At 41.1% G+C, this 19311-nt stretch carries 15 protein-coding genes; 3 read left to right on the forward strand and 12 right to left on the reverse strand.

The window, feature by feature from the left end:
- Positions 1-442: 442 nt before the first annotated feature.
- Entirely contained in the window at positions 443-673 is a 231-nt protein-coding gene (locus L3V45_RS10375; protein WP_052586126.1) for a MerR family transcriptional regulator, read from the reverse strand.
- Positions 674-921: 248 nt separating this feature from the next.
- Entirely contained in the window at positions 922-1065 is a 144-nt protein-coding gene (locus L3V45_RS10380) for a hypothetical protein (RefSeq protein ID WP_162918044.1), read from the reverse strand.
- Positions 1066-1244: 179 nt separating this feature from the next.
- Here L3V45_RS10380 and L3V45_RS10385 point away from each other — a divergent pair, with 179 nt between their 5' ends.
- Complete coding sequence (locus L3V45_RS10385) at positions 1245-2060, forward strand: hypothetical protein (protein ID WP_025852550.1); 816 nt, start codon at positions 1245-1247, stop codon at positions 2058-2060.
- Positions 2061-2150: 90 nt separating this feature from the next.
- Here the strand turns inward: L3V45_RS10385 and L3V45_RS10390 are convergent, their stop codons facing one another.
- A complete protein-coding gene (locus tag L3V45_RS10390) occupies positions 2151-3641 on the reverse strand; it encodes a glycosyltransferase (RefSeq protein ID WP_272904598.1) in 1491 nt (496 codons plus the stop codon).
- Positions 3642-4025: 384 nt separating this feature from the next.
- Here L3V45_RS10390 and L3V45_RS10395 point away from each other — a divergent pair, with 384 nt between their 5' ends.
- Positions 4026-4622 carry a sigma-70 RNA polymerase sigma factor region 4 domain-containing protein gene (locus L3V45_RS10395; RefSeq protein ID WP_236836961.1) on the forward strand — a complete coding sequence of 199 codons (597 nt, stop codon included), beginning with the start codon at positions 4026-4028 and terminating at the stop codon, positions 4620-4622.
- A 208-nt stretch (positions 4623-4830) separates the two neighbouring features.
- Positions 4831-5358: a hypothetical protein gene (locus L3V45_RS10400; RefSeq protein WP_236836963.1), complete on the forward strand. Its 528-nt coding sequence runs from the start codon at positions 4831-4833 to the stop codon at positions 5356-5358.
- Between the two features lie 194 nt (positions 5359-5552).
- Here L3V45_RS10400 and L3V45_RS10405 read toward each other — a convergent pair whose 3' ends face one another.
- The 9 genes from L3V45_RS10405 to L3V45_RS10445 are packed head-to-tail and all read right to left on the reverse strand — an operon-like array spanning position 5553 to position 19268.
- Positions 5553-6713, reverse strand: a complete 1161-nt coding sequence (locus L3V45_RS10405) for an N-acetylmuramoyl-L-alanine amidase (protein WP_236836972.1) — start codon at positions 6711-6713, stop codon at positions 5553-5555.
- Between the two features lie 45 nt (positions 6714-6758).
- Entirely contained in the window at positions 6759-7181 is a 423-nt protein-coding gene (locus L3V45_RS10410) for a phage holin family protein (protein ID WP_040221739.1), read from the reverse strand.
- Positions 7182-7229: 48 nt separating this feature from the next.
- On the reverse strand, positions 7230-7418 hold the full coding sequence (locus tag L3V45_RS10415; protein ID WP_442863054.1) for an XkdX family protein: 189 nt from the start codon (positions 7416-7418) through the stop codon (positions 7230-7232).
- On the reverse strand, positions 7415-7777 hold the full coding sequence (locus tag L3V45_RS10420) for a hypothetical protein (protein WP_236836974.1): 363 nt from the start codon (positions 7775-7777) through the stop codon (positions 7415-7417). The genes L3V45_RS10415 and L3V45_RS10420 overlap by 4 nt, the downstream gene beginning before the upstream one ends.
- Positions 7774-9597 carry a BppU family phage baseplate upper protein gene (locus tag L3V45_RS10425; protein WP_236836976.1) on the reverse strand — a complete coding sequence of 608 codons (1824 nt, stop codon included), beginning with the start codon at positions 9595-9597 and terminating at the stop codon, positions 7774-7776. Before L3V45_RS10425 ends, L3V45_RS10420 begins: the two co-directional genes overlap by 4 nt.
- Before the next feature lie 14 nt (positions 9598-9611).
- Complete coding sequence (locus L3V45_RS10430; RefSeq protein ID WP_236836978.1) at positions 9612-12176, reverse strand: peptidase G2 autoproteolytic cleavage domain-containing protein; 2565 nt, start codon at positions 12174-12176, stop codon at positions 9612-9614.
- A 53-nt stretch (positions 12177-12229) separates the two neighbouring features.
- Positions 12230-13933, reverse strand: a complete 1704-nt coding sequence (locus tag L3V45_RS10435) for a phage tail spike protein (protein ID WP_236836980.1) — start codon at positions 13931-13933, stop codon at positions 12230-12232.
- Positions 13934-13947: 14 nt separating this feature from the next.
- Positions 13948-14787, reverse strand: coding sequence for a phage tail domain-containing protein (locus L3V45_RS10440; RefSeq protein ID WP_025852570.1), 840 nt, complete (start codon positions 14785-14787; stop codon positions 13948-13950).
- The gene (locus L3V45_RS10445; RefSeq protein WP_236836981.1) at positions 14781-19268 is read right to left on the reverse strand and encodes a phage tail tape measure protein; all 4488 of its coding nucleotides are present in this window, start codon (positions 19266-19268) and stop codon (positions 14781-14783) included. The genes L3V45_RS10440 and L3V45_RS10445 overlap by 7 nt, the downstream gene beginning before the upstream one ends.
- Positions 19269-19311 lie beyond the last annotated feature (43 nt).

Raw genomic sequence — 19311 nt, forward strand, 5'->3', positions numbered from 1 at the left:
TATGATCCCCCATTCTCCTTTTTTTCTTACATTCAGTCATATGTTCACGTATATATAGTTCGGGACGGTTTTTCGGCGAAATAAGGCGGATGCCGCATCACTCAATTTGTTTCTTTTCAAACAATGAAACTAATAAAAAAGAAGATGCCTCGCAAAAAGTTCAGCAAACTTTCGGAAGCATCCTCGATCTGGATAAAATAAGGTGTTATTTTAAAGAAAACGGATCACTAACCCTCTTGAACCCTTGTCACATCAAGGGTTTTTTTCGTTTTAGGAATCATATTATAAATAAGTTGTTCACTTACCGTACACTTTCATAACGTGTTATTTCCCTTTAAATTCACGCTTTTGAGCACTTCTTAAGAAGAAACGAATTCACGCATTTTCATCCTTGGATGTGATTTTTGTTATTTTTGTGTTATTTTTTTCGAAATATAAATCATTAATCATCATACGGCCGATACTTCTTCCGACCAGCTTCCAGTTCTTTTTTTTGTGCCTCAACATGGCTCAGAAGAAATAAACTCACTGTTCCTACTTTCTTAACCGGATTCAATTTCCCAGAGCTCACGAGAGCGCTTAAACGCTGCCTCGTGACACCGAGGAATTCTCCAGTTTCCGCTGCAGTCAGTACTTCTTTTTGAATGAACTGTATCTTTTCATTTTCTGTCATGTCTGTTCTCTCTCCAAATTAGAATAAAACCTTTTAGTATGGTGACGAACGCAGCCATATATAAGATGACAACTGCAATCTTCCCCAATGTTCCAGCTGTTTCAAAATCAATTGCAACAATACCCACTAATATAATAAACAACGTCGTCATATCTAATGTATTGTAGTGCTTTAAATATTTTTTCATATCATCGTGGACGTGATATAATGTAGGAGCAAGGGGATCACTCCCCTTGTCTTACTATGTTTTAGCGCTTCTTGCTTGTCCGGCGGGAGCGCTTTTTTCTGTTCTTCTCTCGCTTCTCGCTTTCCTTCTGCCAAATATCATAAATATTTTTGACAATGGTTACGATTCCAGCGATGATAAGAACTATGTTTCTGATCTCGTCCACTTTAGCACCTCCTTTCGATACTTTTATTATACCAAACCTATTTACAACAGTCAATAGGTTTACGTGAAATAATCTCCTTTATTGAAAATTTTTTATTCATATCTCCGCAAAATAAAAATATAGATAAACATCCTCAATTCCTTTAAAATGGAATCATCGTTTAAATCTAGGAGGAAGTTATGTCTTTATTTTATTCACTATTTGCAGCCCTAATGATAGTTGGAATATTCATAGGGTTGTGTCTGCTTGTTTTAAAGTCTACTAGAAAATTTGGAATTCAACTTACGATTGGATGTTTGTCAATCCTGCTTCTAATGTCTCTTGCAAACAGATTCATTTTTAAATTTGGAGATGAACATGAAGCAGCTATAACTCCACAAACATTTCATAAAATTAAAGAAGGCATGACTTATGAGGAAGTTAAGAAAATAGTTGGCGGGAAAGCTAGATCAGAAAGCAATTTATATGCAGGTTCTAAAGAATACGTTTATTCAGGGAAAGATGGGTTAGAAAGTGGATCAACAGTTACTCTGGAATTTGACGATGATGAATTAAATTTTATATCTGAAACAGGCTTAATTAGTAAGCGAGAAGATGAACAGAATGAAGATGAGGATACGACTACTGTTATAGAAAATGAAACAGAAGAAGATCAAATCAATGATTTAGTTGAAAACAATTTAAAAAACGTCTCTATCGATAAAATTGAATTGAATCAAGATATGAGTAAAAATAAAGAAAAGCAATACATAGCATTAGTTCATTTGTCATTCAATCTGAAAAATACTCCCGAAAGAGCAAAAAAAATAACGCAGACGTATAGCGAAGATCTAGCTGCTCGAATAGGCGACAAAATAAAAAGTGTTGACCAACTGATCATATTTTGGAAAATTCCCTACTTAAATGACAATGCCGTCCTCGCAAAAAATTCATACGTAAGATCTGGAAGTCACTTCATTATTGCCGATCAAGCATACCAACCACCTTTGCAATAAAATAAACTAAAGATATGTGTTTTCAATGATCAACCTTAAAGAGTCTCATACAACAAACAGCCCCTTCATCTGATAGAAGGAGCTGTTTTTTTATTCATTCAACAAGGCAAACCATGCTTTCTGATAAACTTTCTGGCCAAACCCTTTAAATATAGACTTTGTGCTCTTAGACAAACGTTTTCTTGTCTTTTCTTCAGACATGATTTTTATTACCCTGTCTGCCAATTCATTTTGGGTTTTAACAAGATAACCATTTTTCTCGTTCTGTATCATATCTTTAGGGCCGTATTTAATATCATATGATGTTACTGGTGTACCTGCGGCTAAGCTTTCAAGAATGGTTAGTCCAAATCCTTCAGATTTTGAAGTGAGTATTGAACAAGCTGCTTTTTGATAAACCTCAATTTTGTTATCTGTAAACCCTTTTAATTCAATATTTTTCGTTAAGTTTAATTTTTCAATTAGTTCTTGAAAGTATGTTTCATGCTCACCCACGCCATAAATTTCGTATTTCGCATCTGGAATAACATCAACTACTTTTTTGAATGCCTTTATAGCTTCCTCTAGACCCTTTTCTTTATGATAGCGGGACAAAGTTACCGCTAGGTGCGGATTAACCTTAGAATTATCCTTCTCAGTGTCAGGTTTACTTATTCCATGTGGAATAACGCGATAATTCAACCGCTCTCCAAACTCGTTTGAAAAGTCATTTTTTTGTTCCTCAGTCAAAAACACAATCTGATCAAATTTATCAGGGTTCTTGAATAAAGCATTATATTGTTGACTTAATTCAAATTCACCCTTCTCATTTAAATCGTAATGATTAGTGTGCAACACAACAACTTTTCTCACATCAGATAATCTTTTATCCAATAATAAACTGAAATTTTTAGGGTTGTCAGACATGATGATTGGTGATTCAATCTCTTTTGTTCGATTAGCTATCCAATATGCCGCCAGGTCTTCTAGGTTCTTAAATTCTAAAGGCTCGGGATAGAAAAGATTGCAGCGGAATATCTCTTCGTCTTTAGGCTTTAACCATGTTGTGAGATAACACTTCCCATCCTTTCCGAAATAACGATCTAACTTTGGTTTGTTGCTGAACAAATCCATTTGGCGTTCACGTACTAAATAACCATCCTCGTTATATTCTTCTCTGCGAAGCCTGTGTCTAGCTTCATTCATGTAATCAATATATGCAAGCCGTCCATTGTTATCGAACTTTTTGTACTTTACATACAGACCATCTTTGAAGTAACGAAAAGCATTGTTTGCTTTAAAAACGACGAAGCCTTCTTCTTCTTTATTCGGATCCCCTTTTATACGATGATCTTCTTTATTGTTCTTAGAAGGATCTAGATCATTGAATAAATTATAAACCTTCACTCTTTCATCGAGTTCATTGGCATTATAAAGATTCTGAATGATACTTTTATGATTCTTTTGAAAAAGAATGGTTAGAAATTGAGTTTCTTTATACTCTGAAACGAGTGTATTCGCTCTATGTATTGTTGCTTTGGTCATACCGCCTCTTTTTGTATTTAAGGAATTAAACAAAAAAACCGGACTTACGAGAGACATATTTTATCCCCTTTTCATATTTTTTCACTAGATTATATTACTATAAATGAAATTTTAATGAAATAGTCATATAAAAAGAGAATAATTACAGAAAAACCCTCCTTGCATTAAGAAGGGGTCTTTAATCGATCAAAACTTAAGTCTGGTTTATGACCTATAAACACTGTCAGAAATTAAGCCATTCCTCATCTAAAATTCTTACTGCATGTTCTGTCTTTAGTAATGAAGGGCCATCAGCAAGGTACTGAGTTATTTCTTGTGTAAGCAAACAAGACCTCCGAAAGTTCTCAACTTTCGCTATTTTTAGAGTTATGTTAGAATAAAACGAGAACATACGTTCTTTATTTGTTGAGATTAGTTACTGTATTGTGGAGGATTGATGGTTTGAAAACAATTTTACTATCTGATGGACGAGCCTTAAAATTAACGTTTGAAGAAACGAGAAAACATTTTCTGCCGATGATAAAAAAAACAATAAAACAAACTAATAATAAATTTGTTTTTAACTTTATTGATGAGGAAGATTTTTCTCAAGAGTTAGAAATTGAACTTTGGAGAGCATATGAAGGTTATGATTTCAATTATGGAACGTGTTTCTCAACATATCTACATTACAAATTGAAAAAGGGAGTACGTAATGTAACGTATTCTAGATACACTTTAAAAAATAAAAATAAAGGGATTTTATCTATAGATACCCTAGTAAATAACAAAGACCTTAAAATGATTGACATATTGCCAACAATTGATTATTCACTGAGCAATCTTGAATCCAATGAACTTGTTAAAATTCTTCTAGAGAATACACCTCCACAAGATAGAGACGCACTTCAAGTAATACTTGACAGAGAGACTTTTTCTGTTTCAGAATATGCAGCAAAACATCAAATTTCTCGTCAAGCCGCTAACCAAAGAATTATTAAACTTCGAAAACACCTTCAAAATATAATTTCTGAAAAATATCTCCTTACAAACGATTGAGCTAACTATTTGCAATCCAAAGATCATTAATTATTTAATGATCTTTTATTTTTCTCTTTCTTTTCATCGTTTTCCTTAGTTTATTCCAAATTCTCTAAGCTATAAGATACATAATCAATACACGGAATTTTAATTTTACATTTACATTTTTAAATTGCGGGATAGAATAGTAGCACTCAAGAAACTCAATAAGGAGAGGAGCTTTTTTATGACTATTTGCATTAACAAAAAAGGGTCAAGCGTTCCGGTCTACTCAAATTACGGATTAACTACATGGGGATCTAAAATCGGAACAGTAAATTCTAATGAATTATTTGTTTTTTATGGGACGTTTACAGAAGCAAATGGTGCAGTTTCAATCGGTTTTTATTCACCTTCAGGTTGGCGACAAGGTTACGTCAAACCAAGTGCTGCCACTGGTTCATTTTTGACAAAAGCTTATATAGCGAAATTCGGAACATCTGCCCATGGAGGAATTGCATTTAAAGTCCTTCATCGCCAATCTCGTATTTTTTCTGGCACAAACGTTATTACTACAGTAAAACCAGGCGGTAAGATTATCACTGATGGTTATTCATCTTCTGGATCATCTTATCCATACCGCTTAAGTATTAAAGGATATATTCATGCTGGAAGCACCAAATACCATAAAGTAACGAATGGCTGGTGTGACACTGATTTAGAAATCGGGAAATCAATGTACAATACAGTTACAATCGACGGTAAGTGGGTATGAAAAAGAAAAAGCTAATACACTAATCAATATAAAAAGAGGCATAAAAATTCTAACTTATGCCTCTTTTTTATATCTTAATCTAATTTAGATCCTCTGCTAATCTCGTTATCCCCTCGTTTTATATTTATATTGGCCTCTAAACAGTTGGATGTTCATAATAATCACTACATATAACCTCCCAAAAATTCTTTCTGCTACTTCAATAATGCTTCAAGTTTCGCCTTTGTATCTGGTCCGTAAATGCCGTCTTGACGAAGCCCATACATTGACTGGAAACGTTTCACTGCATTTGCCGTCTTCGGTCCATACGCACCATCAATACCAAAATTTTTTGCGTTTTTATCTGGATAATAATGAAGAGTCGCTAACGCAGTCTGGATCTGTTTTACAGATTCCCCTCGGGTTAACGGGTTTGTGACTTTAAAAGTACCCGCAGGCAAGCTGAATTTTGACTTTTGAGTGGATTTAGGCTTTGACGATGTTGCTTTCTTCTTGCCGCCGCTTTTCAGCTCGTTATCGCTTTTGATATAGGAGACATTCACATATCCGTGGAATGTCTGGCCTTTTGAATTGGTGTATTCAACATATCCCCATCCGTTGACAGTTGATCCAAGCTGATATTTTACAACCGTGCCATTCGGCAGGTTAAGCACCATGGAAGAAGAGGCGCTCCGTTGTGTACGTAGAACAAGACCGTCACTTGAAACTACCGTGTTTTTAATGAATCTTCCTGTATCTGTATGGGTAACATCCGGATTTGATACATCAGGCACCGTTACAACCACACCGGGCATTCGTTTTTTAACACGGGTCTTAAAATCGACAAACCCTTGAGAGTTGCTTACCCACGGCGCCGGGCAGATTTTATGTGTGATATCGTAATGTCGAACAATGTCATTGATTGGATCGAGTTTATACATTTTGCACAGCTCGGCACAAACTTGTTCTGCACGAGCAACGGTATCCGGATGGAAAGTGCCGTTCTTTTCAATGCAAAGCTCCACGCCGATAGATAAGAAATTTGCATTCGGTTTCAACGCCGCGACACCCCGGTAAGGCTGTCCGTTAACGAATTGCTGGACGTCATTCGCGTGATAAGCCACTTCATTCAACGGAATGATGCAAATAGCCTCTGTGCGATCGACAAAAATATGTGCAGATGCAAACGTCTGTTTTTTCTCAGACAGATTTCTGTTCTGTACGGGGAGCGTTTGACCAAAGTATCTATAATGATTGGCAGCAGGCGCGCCGGGGTTTGCCGTGTAATGCACCACCAGTTTCTTCACGCCGTTGTTTTTGATTCCCGGCCGCGTCCATTTGTTAATATCAATATATTGGTTTCTGTATGCTGACATAAAAATCTCTCCTATTCTGTTTTTGAATACAAAAAAGCAGCCGGATTAACCAGCCGCCTGATCGTCTTTTTCTTTTGTCTGATCGTTGTCGCTTTCAATTACGTGTAGCCGGTCAGTGATGACGGCCGGGATTTTAACGCCGATCTGCGCCAAATTCTCCGTAATGGACAGTCCTTCGTTTGCGATATAAAAAAGAACGGTTCCAAAGGTCAGGACGCCGTTCAAATTTGTTATCGTGTCAATAATGTTGGCGACGATGACCACCATAAAACTGAGCATCTTCCGCACATATCCAAACCATGCACTGCGGCTCCGGAGCTGCTTCATTTTCCATGCTTTTATAATGCCTGTGATAACATCCAAGATGCTTAGGATCAAAAGTAAATCAAGGTATTTCACCTCCCCGAATAGATATGTTCTTGCGATCTGTAAGCTTTCAAAGTTCAACATCACTTGTATTCCCTCCATTGTTAATCACCTCCTTCGAGGCAAAATAAAACACCTCTAGGGTGTTTATCAGCTCCCTGTCCCGCCCACATCCACACTGATTGGCTGTTCTATAGCGGGATAAGTTAAACCAGTGATTTGTTTATATTGCTCTTCAGTAATTCTGTTCAATTCAACAAAACGGGCGACATTAGCATTCGTATAATAGTTTCGGCCCCAGCCATAAATAGTCTTTATATTTGAAAACCAATCCACTATGCTTTTCCTCCCTCTGCTAACATAAGAAGCAAGTCAGCCAATATTTTTGACTGTTCCTCGTCTGCGCTTTGAGCTTCTGCCAGTTGCTTCATGATGACAGCATTCTGCTGTTTTAAAATATCAACAGCCGTTGGCCCCTGAACATTTTTTGCGTGCTCTAATATAGAATTCTTTTCTTCTCGTGTAGCCGATTCTATCCATACCTGTTTGCTAGGATCGAATTTCGCCTTAAAAAATGAAGGTGGTTGAATTAGCGTGCAATTTTCAGGAATAATATAATTTCCTTGCTCATCTACTTCGCTAATAATAGAAGGTCCGATAAAAATAAAATCTTCTCCATACTTGTATGCTTGAATCATGTTGCAGTTCCTCCTGTTTGTAGCGGCACAGATACATCTATATAAAAACCATCTAATCTATTTGAATCAAGTGGCGTTGGATATTTAATCTTTAAGTCACCATCATCGTATACAATCAAATTTGCCGTTCCCCCTGTTCCGCTTAGAGCAACCGAAACGACAGCCCCTCCTATCGGCGTGTACTCAACTGGTATTGACCCAAAAATAATTTCTGCATCTACCCTTACGTGACCTCGTAATAACAACAAAGAACCCGATTTTGCATATATTGGCGTGCGTGTCCCCACGGTAGCACCGTTTTTCAGCGTAATATTTTGCCACACAGGATTTTCAAAATCATTATTTGTAATGAGCCGTTTCCATCCTTTAAAAACACCGTTAGTATGAACCGTGGTATGCCACAAAGTGTTATCATGGCTACGCCAAGCTATGATGGACTTTCTTCCGGAATCGCCTTCGATAACATCATAGTTGAACCAAGAACTATCATTTACAACAGGATTGTTTTTGACTGATGTGCCATTCGCATAATAATAACCTGAACTTAACGCTAGAATGTCTGTCTCATTTACTAATTGTGTTCGTTTTCCGTCATCCTTTGTCAACTTCGTCATCTGGCCGCCATTCCACTTGTCTTTTTCAGTTTTTGTTACGTGAATGTCCGTTTTATCGGCATGAACATCGACTTTTGACTGCGCCCCTTCCACTGACTCAAACTCACGCCATGACGTCCAAGAATCCGAGCCTGAGATTTTATTACGCATAAACTTTCGGCGGCCTGACGACGTTGAGTCGCTGCTGCTATAGGACGTATATTCCTGATATGCATACGTTCCGTAGTTGTGGACGAATAGATACCCGTTATTATTCACGGGCGCATTTAATGCTGTCGTGACACTGCTCATATAGTATAAGCCTGTATCCGTTACCGTATTGAAATCAGCACCGCTTAGATACTTCGCCAGCCCATTATCTTCCGTTAATTTAAAGAGCTGTCCTGCATTCCATTTATCCTTTTCAATTTTTGATGTATGTCTTTCTCCGTTGTTATCGTGTTGTCGAAAAGCATAGTAATCAGCCTGTTTGATATTATCGACTTTATCAAGTCCAACTTGTGCCGCAGTAACCTTGTGCGGGTTTGAAGTGTCAGAGGTGTGTTTGTCAAAATCCTCTTTCTTTGCTTGTACGTCATTTGTTACAGCAGATAGCCCTATCTGCGCTTTTGTTACTCCATGTGGGTTACTTTTATCCTTTGAATGCTTATCAAGATTCGCCTGAACAGCGTCAGCCTTTTCTTGCGAGCCCTTTTTCGTTTCAACGGCTTCGAGATCGGCAAATTTCTCCCGTAATTCCTCAACGGTTTGACTGATTTCTTCAACGGTTTGGTTTACCCCGTCTCTCAGCGTTTCAAAGTCGTCAATGTAGTAGTCAGCTGTCGGAACGATGTTCTGATCTTCTAACGTTTTAGCGATAGAAAAGGTAAAAAATGAAGTTACCAGGGATTGTCCGTTTGTATAATATAGTTTAATTTCGGCCTTAACGGTTCCGTAATGCGTCAGTTCCTCATCAGACAAAATGTATTCAGCTGTACCATTAACTTTGTCTATAAGCGTAAGACTCTTTTTATAAAATGATCCGTCAGCATATAGCAGAACGATTTTTGCATCCAATGCTGACAAAGGCAACGGTACGCCATCCTTCACAAAAGAAAAGGACAGCTTGGCGCTGCCCGTATCTTGCGTCATAAATTGTATGTTAGTGGTTCGGCCGTTTGACCGTCCGGCATTAATATCGAATGACACGCTCCCCGTTTTATACATCTTTGATTCCTCCCTTAATGCTGCGGCGTAACTAGCATCTGCGCTACCCCGTAACCTTTTTTCACATCGAACGGAATTTTGATTTTCATAACAGTTCCGTATCCGGCGCTTTCCGCCTTTGTTGCAACACCATTGATGGCAGAAACACTATCGCCGACTGTTACTGTTTCGTCGATCCTAACGAAGACTTGACCGATCAAACCAATTACATGCCACTCGTCCCTTTCCTCTCTTGGTTTGTATTCCGCTTCAGGCTTATAATTCGGATTTTCAACAGGGATCTTAAGAATTTCATTTCCATCATTCACCTCACGATAAACCAGTCCGCCAAATTCATCGCGGAGATAACGATCATTCCAATAAAACGATGCTCCACCGAGCACAACGCCGGCTGTTTTTGAAACAACGCCAAGAATCTTGTCCCCTTCATGAGCTTTACGAATCTTATCGCCTTCTAACGCAACAAGATAAGATGCCTCAATCTTTGAGCCGTCGGCAGATTCAAAATACTCCGCTAAGTCCTTTAAATTAGACACACTTTCAATAGCGCCTGTAGCTCGAACAGTCCCATTTTTAGCATTAAGTTCGATCTTTTTATTCGCTTCTGATGCGTTGCCATCACCGTGCCCCATCGCAAGGGAATAAGATTTACTATTCTTTGTAGCCTTTGAAAACATAACGCCGGAAGAAGCTCCATCTCCGGTCGTATGCGAATCGTACGAAAACATAACACCATTTCGTGATCCTTCTGTGGAGGCTCCACCTGCGTTACCAGCAATCAGATTTCGTTCACCCTTTGCAATTGTTGATCCGGTATTTGCAATGATAGCACTGTAATTCGTAAGTGGATGCCCGGAAGATGTTGCTGCGCGGAAACCACCTTTAACGTTATTAGGAACGACAGAGTGCTTTTGGTCACCTAATACTGCCGCGTTTCTATAGCCATAAGCCCTTACTGCAAGGATGTTCGTTTGAGTATTCGGCGATGTAATGCCAGCTATACCATTCGAGCCGTGCAGTAAACCATTAACTAAATTTACATTGTATACGCCGCCTCCTATTCCGATCCCGTTAGGTGCTGATTCATGGCTTACAAAATCGGAAATGAAGACATCATCTGTTCGTTGATCGCCGCCAACAATCCGAATGTCATATTCAGCAGTTTTAAATCCAGTTACTTGAAGATTGGTAACGTTTATCTTTCGACTTTTATATTGAAATGCAATAACTGAATCTCCTTTATAGTCGTATGTCGGATCCCCAATGGCTGTAAAACCAATGATTTTCACTCTCTGATATGCCGAAACAACTAGCGCCTTTGGAGCTAGTCCTTCATAAAGCGAATTGAACCTTGGTTCTCTTGACGTGCAGTCTACTAACGTCACATCACGTGCAGTCTCACTCCACGGATCCGTCGCTAAATGATGCCCAATGTGTCGCAAATCAAATGATCGGACGTCCCGAAAGGATTCATGACCTCGAATATGGACGTTACAAGGTGCCGGCCATTCTGCATGGGCCTTAACTTCTACCCCGCGGACGTTACCTTCAGTATAGTTATCAATCACCCAGACATGCTTAGAACCATCATCTACTTCAATACCGTTTGAATTGGCCCCGCCTTTACGATGTGCCTTCCCGGTAGGGTTTGTCATAACATTATGTGTAATGAAAACGTATTCGCTGTAGTGTGTTGTAATGCCATCGTCACCATAACCAGAGCCAACACAGCGGTCAATCCAAATATACTTACTGCCAGTTGCGGTATAATTTTTAGCAGTTATATCATATGTCGGTGCAGTTATATCGAAGCAATGCAACCCCGGATTAATACCCTCAACTTCACGGATGATACCGAACTTGACTTGCGCAAATGTCAAGCAGCTTGAATGTATCCCGCCAGTCGCTCCTACACCGCCTTGACGTTCCGGATTCCAATCAAGAGACATACCTTCAACAACGATATTCCGGTTCCCTAACGTATGATCAGCATTTGTAACAACCCACTCGCTGGCCGGTGTATCTTCATGGAGCTTAAGTGTAGTGACACCCATACCTTGACCAATCATATAAGTCCAAGATGGAAGTTTGACTCCTTTAACAACATATGTGCCGGCTGATAGCATGAGGCGAACCTTACCAGTGCCAATTGCTCTTTTAAACGCTTCTGAACTATCGGTTTCTCCGGTTGGATCAGCACCGAAGTCATCTACATTGACGGTTCGTTTAATCTTTTGGAGAAGCTTGTTATACTCTTTATCCAGCCGCTCCTTGAGCAATGGAGTTATATTTCCTTCAGCATCAACCCGCGCATCCACAACTTCTTTTACATTTGTTCCATCAGCATTTAAAATCAGGTTGCGTATCCGGTTATATAGACCATCGATATATGAGCGTAAAGAAAAGCCGCCATGGTCAATTTGCTCCGACGAGTGGGCTTTATTGCTCTTTTTATGGCTGTTTATCTCGTTTTCAAGACTATTCAATCCATTTTCAACGGTCTCAGCATCTGCTCTTTGTTCAGCAATATACCTTGCGTTTCTAGTGGTGTCATAATCCTTGATTAACTTGAATCCCAATGTGTCACTCTCCTTTCAAGACAAAATAAAAAACACTCTTAAAAAGAGCGCTTCTAAATCATCATTCTCAGTTTTTGTACATAACGCTTTTGATCTTTTAATCGCTTTTCTTGCTCCATCCGGATATCCTGAATATCTTTACGGAAATTAGCAAAGTTCAATGTTGGTTTTGCATATGGATTTAAGGGCTTATATTGAATGGAAAGCAGCCGGACATCGTCTTCATAGGTTACGCCATAAACTGTATCAGCCAACACATGAAGTGTGTCTCCTTTCCAAAAATCATCTTGTATGTTAAGAAGCTTTGGCTCATAGATGTATTCATAATCCACCTCGATCTCCATTTTCGGGTAAGGATTCACGTATTTTTTAAGCGCCTCCATCATGCTGGACTCTTTTTTATAACGCTCGTCGCGCAGTGGCTCAGCCCACCGCGGCATACCATCAAGCAGAAACTTATTTTCGTCAGGGTGCTTATAAAGGACCGGCTCAAAGACGTACTCCGTTTTTTTGCTGTCGGTGCTGCTGTTTTCCTTTATTGCTCCGTACCCCCGTGCTCGGGTAGAGCAGCCGTCTGTCGATGTTTTAATTTTAATGCCGGGCATATTATAACGAGAGTCGAGAGTGTGATTGATACGCTTTCCCATCTTTTTATAAACGTATATCTTGTAATTATCCACATCAAGCTCTAAGCTGTAGTCTTCCACAATTTCGCTTATCAGCTCATTCACGAACTTATCACCAAAATTCTCCTGCTCCACACTTTTAAATTCACTTTCCTTGTCTTTGAAAATGTAAGAGAATTTCGTCCCCTTCAATGTGAAATCAAGCATTTTTCGTACAGTCAGTGTGCCGCTGATCGTCTCTTCTACATAATGATTGTTCAAAACGGCAACGAAAACATGGCTTGCAGAAACTTTCTTGCTGAGTGTTTTTTCCTGATCAACCTCAACCATCGTAATAAAGTATTTTTGATGGTTGAATTTTTTTTCGTCCAAATAAAGGATATTGTCATTTATGAGCAAATCATATTCAATGCCATTATCAGCAGTCCGAGTGATCGTAAACTCAATATCTTTTTTTCCGGTGGTGTCATCTAATAGATCCGGATCGGCTCCAATGACTTCGACCACTTGATTTCCGTCTTGGCTGGAAACATGCAACTGAGGGAAGTAAACGTCTTTTGGCAAGTTTTGATTCAGCGTAATGTCTTTACCATCATATTCTTTACTTGGTATATCCGGCTCAGGATCTGGTGTGCCTGGATTACTCGGTTCGTCTGGTACTCCTTCTGATGTATCATATTTCGTTAATTTATAGGTGAAAATGAGGCTGTTCAATTTTGTTGCGTAATTTGGGTCGGTAGCATACCCGGCTTTGACGAGAGCCGCAGTTGCTTTCTGATAATCTGTTTCCCCGACGACAGCTTTATAATGGTTTTTGTCCCAGCTAAGGCCATTCAAGTACAGGTTCGCCAGGTCTTGTATAGATTCTTTCCATGAAGGGTACTTCCTGAATTTAGCCGGAACTTGTACATTTTCTCCGTTGATAACTTCCCATGTCTGCATAATGACATATTGGCCGTTGTATTCGCCCTTCATACCGAAAAGATTATGCCCTTTTGTCGCCAATTCACTTGTGCCCCACGCGCTTTCTAAGCATCCTTGAGCAATGATCAGTGATGCGAGAATACGGTGCTTTTTATATATTTGCTGGGCGTCGCCGGCAATCTCTTTAATAAAATCTGTATTCGCCATATAAACCGCCTGCCTTACAAGTAGTAGAACCGTGTGTCAAATTCTATGACAAAATCATCGGCATTCTGAACTTCAAACTCATTCCATCCAATTTCGAGATTCGGCAGACGTCCAGATGTTTTTATTGGTTTATTATTGAGCAGCGCGTATTGCTTTAAAAATGATACCTGCTGTGACTTCTTCAACTCTTTTTCAATCGTTAATTTCTCGCCATTAGTATGATTGATTAGCGTTACATTCTTCCCCTTGGCGTTCAACAGGACGTTATACGCGTGATCTAGTGGATTGATTTGGACATCTCCGGAATTAAAGACAGAGAAACATTTCTGATTCTTAAAATAATAGACCAGGTTGTCATCTGATTGCAGGTTCATACCAATGTTCCAGTTCTCTCCTGACTGATTCTGCGCTGTTTTGGTTGAATGCTTAGACTCTGCCATTCCGGTAATATTGGTAAACTCGACAGAAAAAACAGCATGTGTTTTCTCCTTTTCTTTGGAAATGCTGAAATTCCCATCACACATAACGAGGAAACGGCGATTCGGCCATAAGTCAGTAGAAATATAATAGGCAAATGGCTTCACCAGTAAAGCATAGAGCTGATGTCTAAGTATATAGAAATTGTTGTGAATTTTTGAATTCAAATATACTTCTACAGTGACTTTTCTTGATGAGTAGGTCACATCACGTGGATGCTGTGCTGAGATAACACCATGACGCCGCGGGATCGTAATTGTTTCCCGATTGATAGCCGGAGCTTCCGCCAAAAAACTCAATACTTCAAATTGAGGGAGCAAGCTGTCAAGGCTCTGCTCCCCCAATCCGTTATCAAAATCCAAAAATAGTTTTACCAAGCAGGCTTACCCCCATTTCTATATTGTTTTCTTCTATATCGGTCAGCGCTCGTTTGGTCTACTCGGGCCCCGTCAATATAAGTGTTGTTATCTTTTAAGACCAGCTGTTGCAGTAGCTGAATGTTCTGCTGGAGAGCGTCAATCTGCTGCCCCATCATGCTGATTTGCCTTTCTTGATTCTCCACGACCCGAGTCATATCGATATTGACGCTTCTATCATTTTCAGGCTGTGCTGCGGATGCTTTTTGGAGTAATAGCAAAGCCTTTGAGATCATCCCTTCTTGCAGTGAAGGCAGTACGCCAAGCTCACGCCCAACCCGCGCCCACAATCCGATATTCCTTTCGCGGTATGCTGGATCTTTCGTAATGGTAGTTTCATCGTACCCTCGTTCGTTGAGGACGGCGAGCTTGGAGCCGCCGCGCCCCGGAGAAGTACCGCCCTTTGCATATCCCACATACGGGCCGCCGCGCGCCATTGATTTCAAGCCGGGATGATTTGATATATCTCCATATCGCCCTTTGATGTAATTAATGGCCGCCAGAATGTTGTCCACCGGATTAAGTATGTTGTTATGACCCGGAAATGCGTTAGAGGAAAACGTACTCGGAATGGTCTGCATTAACCCCCTTGACGGGTTTCCTGCTCTTGCATTGGAATCTGTAAGGTTAATGGCATTCGGATTTCCTCCTGACTCTTTCATGGCAATCGTGATTAAGCCGGGAACCCATGAAAACGGGACACCAGCAATGCCGACCGCTTCCGATACCCATTTTTGGACCTGGGCAGATCCAGTTGTTCCTTTATAGGCATCTGCCGTAAAAAATCCCACATCCGGCAAGACCCCTTTTAAGAATTGAAGGGCACCGCTTTTTAGCGTTTTGAGAATACCAGTCCCTAACCCGTCTATTCCGGTTCCTGTTTTAAACGGGATCATTCCTTTGAAAATGCTGCTGATTATCTTTTGCGGCCCTTTGATAATCATATCCATAACGTCAGAAGCGACGTCCTTCGTTTTGCCAATGACATTCTTGCCGACAGAGACAGCGCCTTTCACCAGCTTTTTCGACCCCTCAAACGCATTCTTGAAGAAGTTTCCGACCCCATTTGCATAACCGGGAAGTCCTGTGGCAGCTGCTTCTTTCGACTGAGCGTGCGGAAGAACAGACGTGCCGCGCGGAAGATCCCACACTTGCGGGCCGCCCATTCCGACAATGTAAGTGCCGATGCCGGGCGTGTGAGCAAGCTCCCATCCTTCTTCGCCGACTAATGCCCGGCCGCCTGGGTGGAAGTCTGTTCCCTTGGCATAGGCTACCCCCGGTGCGATTTGCATAGAGGAAGGCTGACGGTTATCGTATCCAGCAGGCTTCCACTCTGGGATAGTATCCATGTGCATAAATTCTAAAATATTATTGATCCAGCCAGTAACAGCATTAACTCTCTCAGCCAAGTCTACTTTAAATAGGTCCCATACACCGAGTACCTCTCCAGTTTCTGTATTAACTTCGCTAATATGCCCAGCAGCTTGTTTTTTTGCCTCTTCTACGACACCTTTATGAGTTTCTTTTGCTTCTTTAATTGTCTTTTTAGCCTGACTCCTTGCGTTTTCAACGGTTTTATCGTGTTCTTCTTGAGAAATTGACCCTTTTACATAACGTTGCTCATCCGCGGCATCAATAACGGCATCACGTTGTTTCTTAGCTGCTTTAATTGTTTTCTCTTTTGCCTTGTTACTGTCTTTTATAACAGCAGCCGCTTGTTTAGCAGAAAGATTAGACGTCTCTTCTTTTAACTTTTTAGATATCTTTATCTGCTCAGCCTTGCTCCGTGAGAGCGCAGTCTCCATTTCAGAGAGCATTGCAATTTGGATTTTTGCTATTTCTTTATTCTCTTTTTCCGTGGTTTTTCGATTTTCGCGGGCGGCAGTCTTATAAATTTCATCTACTCGATCAACATACTTTTGGATCTTCTTTTGTTTTTTCTCGTTATAAGCATCAATTTTGCCAATGATTTTATTTTCTTCTTTTTCAGACATTCCGTTATTAGAAGCATAAAATTCTTTCAGCACTTTAGTTGCATTGGTCGCGCTGGTTTTGTATCCGTTTTTCAAAGAATCTCCCATGTCTTTAAAGCGCTTTGACATGTCATCTGCAATATCAGTCGTGATGGTAGCATTGGTCGCTTTCAGAGTGTTCAGCTTGGCTGTAACCTCAATGTTCATGTCTTCATAGGCGTTGACGGCTTTTGCTGTGGATTTTGATACACCGTCTCCAAAATCAATTGTTGCCGGGAGCACTCGTTTCTTTAAATTGTCGTAATACTTAAATCCGGCATCAGCTAAAAGAGTCACACCCGTAATTAACGCGCCGACTGGTCCGCCTAACAATCCAAGTCCACCACGTAAAAGACCGACAACAGCAGTGCCTTTTTTAAGTATGTTAAACAGGCCGAAACCGCTTTTTGCAAGCTTCATAAATCCGCCGGCCCCTTTTACGGCATTTAATCCGGTTTTGATAATTCCGGCGCCGAACTTTAACAGCTCAGGAGCAAAAGTAAGAACGAGTCCGGCAATTGTTCCGATGGGACCGCCGAAAAGAGTTAGACCAGTACCGGCCACACGGGAAGCGCCGCCAAGTCCGCGCATCGCTTTCGAGCTTCTATTTGTCGATTGCTCCAGCCGGCCCACTCGCGTCGCTGCCACGGCGTTTGTTTGGTTGAGCCTTTCCATTCGGGTGGCTGCTACCGTTGCCGCAGTGGAGGTTGTCGCAATACCAGCTGCCGCTGTTCGGGATGCAGCACCTGCCGCAACAGCTTCAGTCGTATAAACGCCGAGACTTGCAGATGCCCGATTGACGTTACCGGTTAAATATCCTCCAGCCGTGCGGAGCATATTCCAGCCTGCGGCGATCCTCGGTAAAGCTCCAAGTACCAACAGAAAAGCCCCGCCCAAAAGAGAAAATACCGTAACTGCTCCACCTGTAATAGCAATAGTGCTTGCGACGGAGTGCGGTAAGGCATCGAACCACGTCACTAATGAAGTCAGACCGTCAGTAGTAGCTCTGATGATCGGTATAAACTGGTTTCCCATGGTGATGACGGCATTGTTTGCTGCAGATTTCAGATATTCTACAGATCCGGCCAGGTTGTCCATCTGCGTGTCAGCCACTTTTTCAGCAATACCGCCGCTGTTTTCTATTTCCTTAGTGAATTCTTCAAGCTTATCTTTACCTGCATGCATGAGCGTGATAAATCCAGATATAGCATGTTGTCCGGCAAGCTGTTTAGCGATCCGTATCTGTTCTGTTTCAGTATAATTTTTTGTTTTCTCTGTGATCTGCCCCATGATGTCGGCCAGCGGGCGCATCTTTCCGGTAGAGTCTGTCACTTTTAAACCTAATTCTTCAATAGCCGAAGCCGCAGGTTTAGGCGGAGCCGCTAAACGGGTAAGCGTCGATCGAAGTGCTGTACCTGCCATGTCTGCCTTTATTCCGCTGTTTGCCAGAATGCCGGTTGCCGCGGCCAACTCTTCCATACTGAGTCCTGCTGTTTTAGCAGCCGGAGCCGCATATTTCATCGTTTGACCAATCTCCTGCAAAGTGGCATTGGAGTTCGTGAACGTATACGTCATTGCATCAGCAACACGGTTTGTGTCCTCTGCCTTAATATGAAATTCAGTTAAGATGTCAGAAACGATATCAGCCGTAACGCCGAGGTCGGTTTGGCCGGCGGCAGCCGTCGCAAGCAAGCCGGGCATAGCACCGATAATTTGGTTCGTCTTATAGCCGGCCATCGCTAAATACTGCATGCCTTCGGCTACTTGCCCATCCGTATATTGCGTAACAGCGCCGAGATGTCTAGCTGTTTCTGTTAATGATGCCAATTGATCGTCCGTTGCATTCGCCAATGCGGCGACACGGCTCATATCTTTCTCGAAGCTTGCTGCGGCCTTAACGGTTGCACCAATCCCAAGCGCTCCGGCGGCACCAATCCCCGCTAACGCCTTTCCTGTGGCTGTTGCGGATTTATAAACAGCGTTCAGCTCTTCTGATACATTCTTTGAATCCTTTTTAAAAACAGAAAAAACGCCTGCAGCCCGACTGCTGCTGTCTGACATGGTTTGAAACTCTTTGCCGACTTTATTCAGCTCTTTTCCGAGATTCTCATGGACCGCAATAGCATCATTCAAACGCCGCGCTTGAATCTGTGTCTCTCGGTTGTCTTTTCCTTTCTGCCTGACCAGTTCTTCATACCGTTGACGGTGTTCTTGGACTAATCTGCCTTGTATCTTATACTTATTGCTTAAGCCCTCCATCTGTGATTGCAAGAGCTTTGATTGGTCGCCGGCATTTTTATAAATGCTTCCGGCTGCCTTCATTTCTGAATTGGCCAATCGCATCTGCCTTTTTAAGCCTTCAATGCCCCGGTTAAATCCCGTATCGTCAAGACCTACCTTAACGACCATATTTCCTATTGGTTGAGCCATATGTATCCACCCCGCTTTCCTGGCAAAGATTCAACAAAAAAAG

Origin of the sequence: Bacillus sp. R45 (assembly GCF_021729365.1) — a bacterium.
Classification (GTDB): domain Bacteria; phylum Bacillota; class Bacilli; order Bacillales; family Bacillaceae; genus Bacillus; species Bacillus velezensis.

Coding starts and splice junctions, on each gene's coding strand:
- L3V45_RS10375 (WP_052586126.1), bottom strand. CDS start 673: ATGACAGAAAATGAAAAGATACAGTTCATTCAAAAAGAAGTACTGACT.
- L3V45_RS10385 (WP_025852550.1), top strand. CDS start 1,245: ATGTCTTTATTTTATTCACTATTTGCAGCCCTAATGATAGTTGGAATA.
- L3V45_RS10390 (WP_272904598.1), bottom strand. CDS start 3,641: ATGTCTCTCGTAAGTCCGGTTTTTTTGTTTAATTCCTTAAATACAAAA.
- L3V45_RS10400 (WP_236836963.1), top strand. CDS start 4,831: ATGACTATTTGCATTAACAAAAAAGGGTCAAGCGTTCCGGTCTACTCA.
- L3V45_RS10405 (WP_236836972.1), bottom strand. CDS start 6,713: ATGTCAGCATACAGAAACCAATATATTGATATTAACAAATGGACGCGG.
- L3V45_RS10410 (WP_040221739.1), bottom strand. CDS start 7,181: ATGGAGGGAATACAAGTGATGTTGAACTTTGAAAGCTTACAGATCGCA.
- L3V45_RS10420 (WP_236836974.1), bottom strand. CDS start 7,777: ATGATTCAAGCATACAAGTATGGAGAAGATTTTATTTTTATCGGACCT.
- L3V45_RS10425 (WP_236836976.1), bottom strand. CDS start 9,597: ATGTATAAAACGGGGAGCGTGTCATTCGATATTAATGCCGGACGGTCA.
- L3V45_RS10435 (WP_236836980.1), bottom strand. CDS start 13,933: ATGGCGAATACAGATTTTATTAAAGAGATTGCCGGCGACGCCCAGCAA.
- L3V45_RS10445 (WP_236836981.1), bottom strand. CDS start 19,268: ATGGCTCAACCAATAGGAAATATGGTCGTTAAGGTAGGTCTTGACGAT.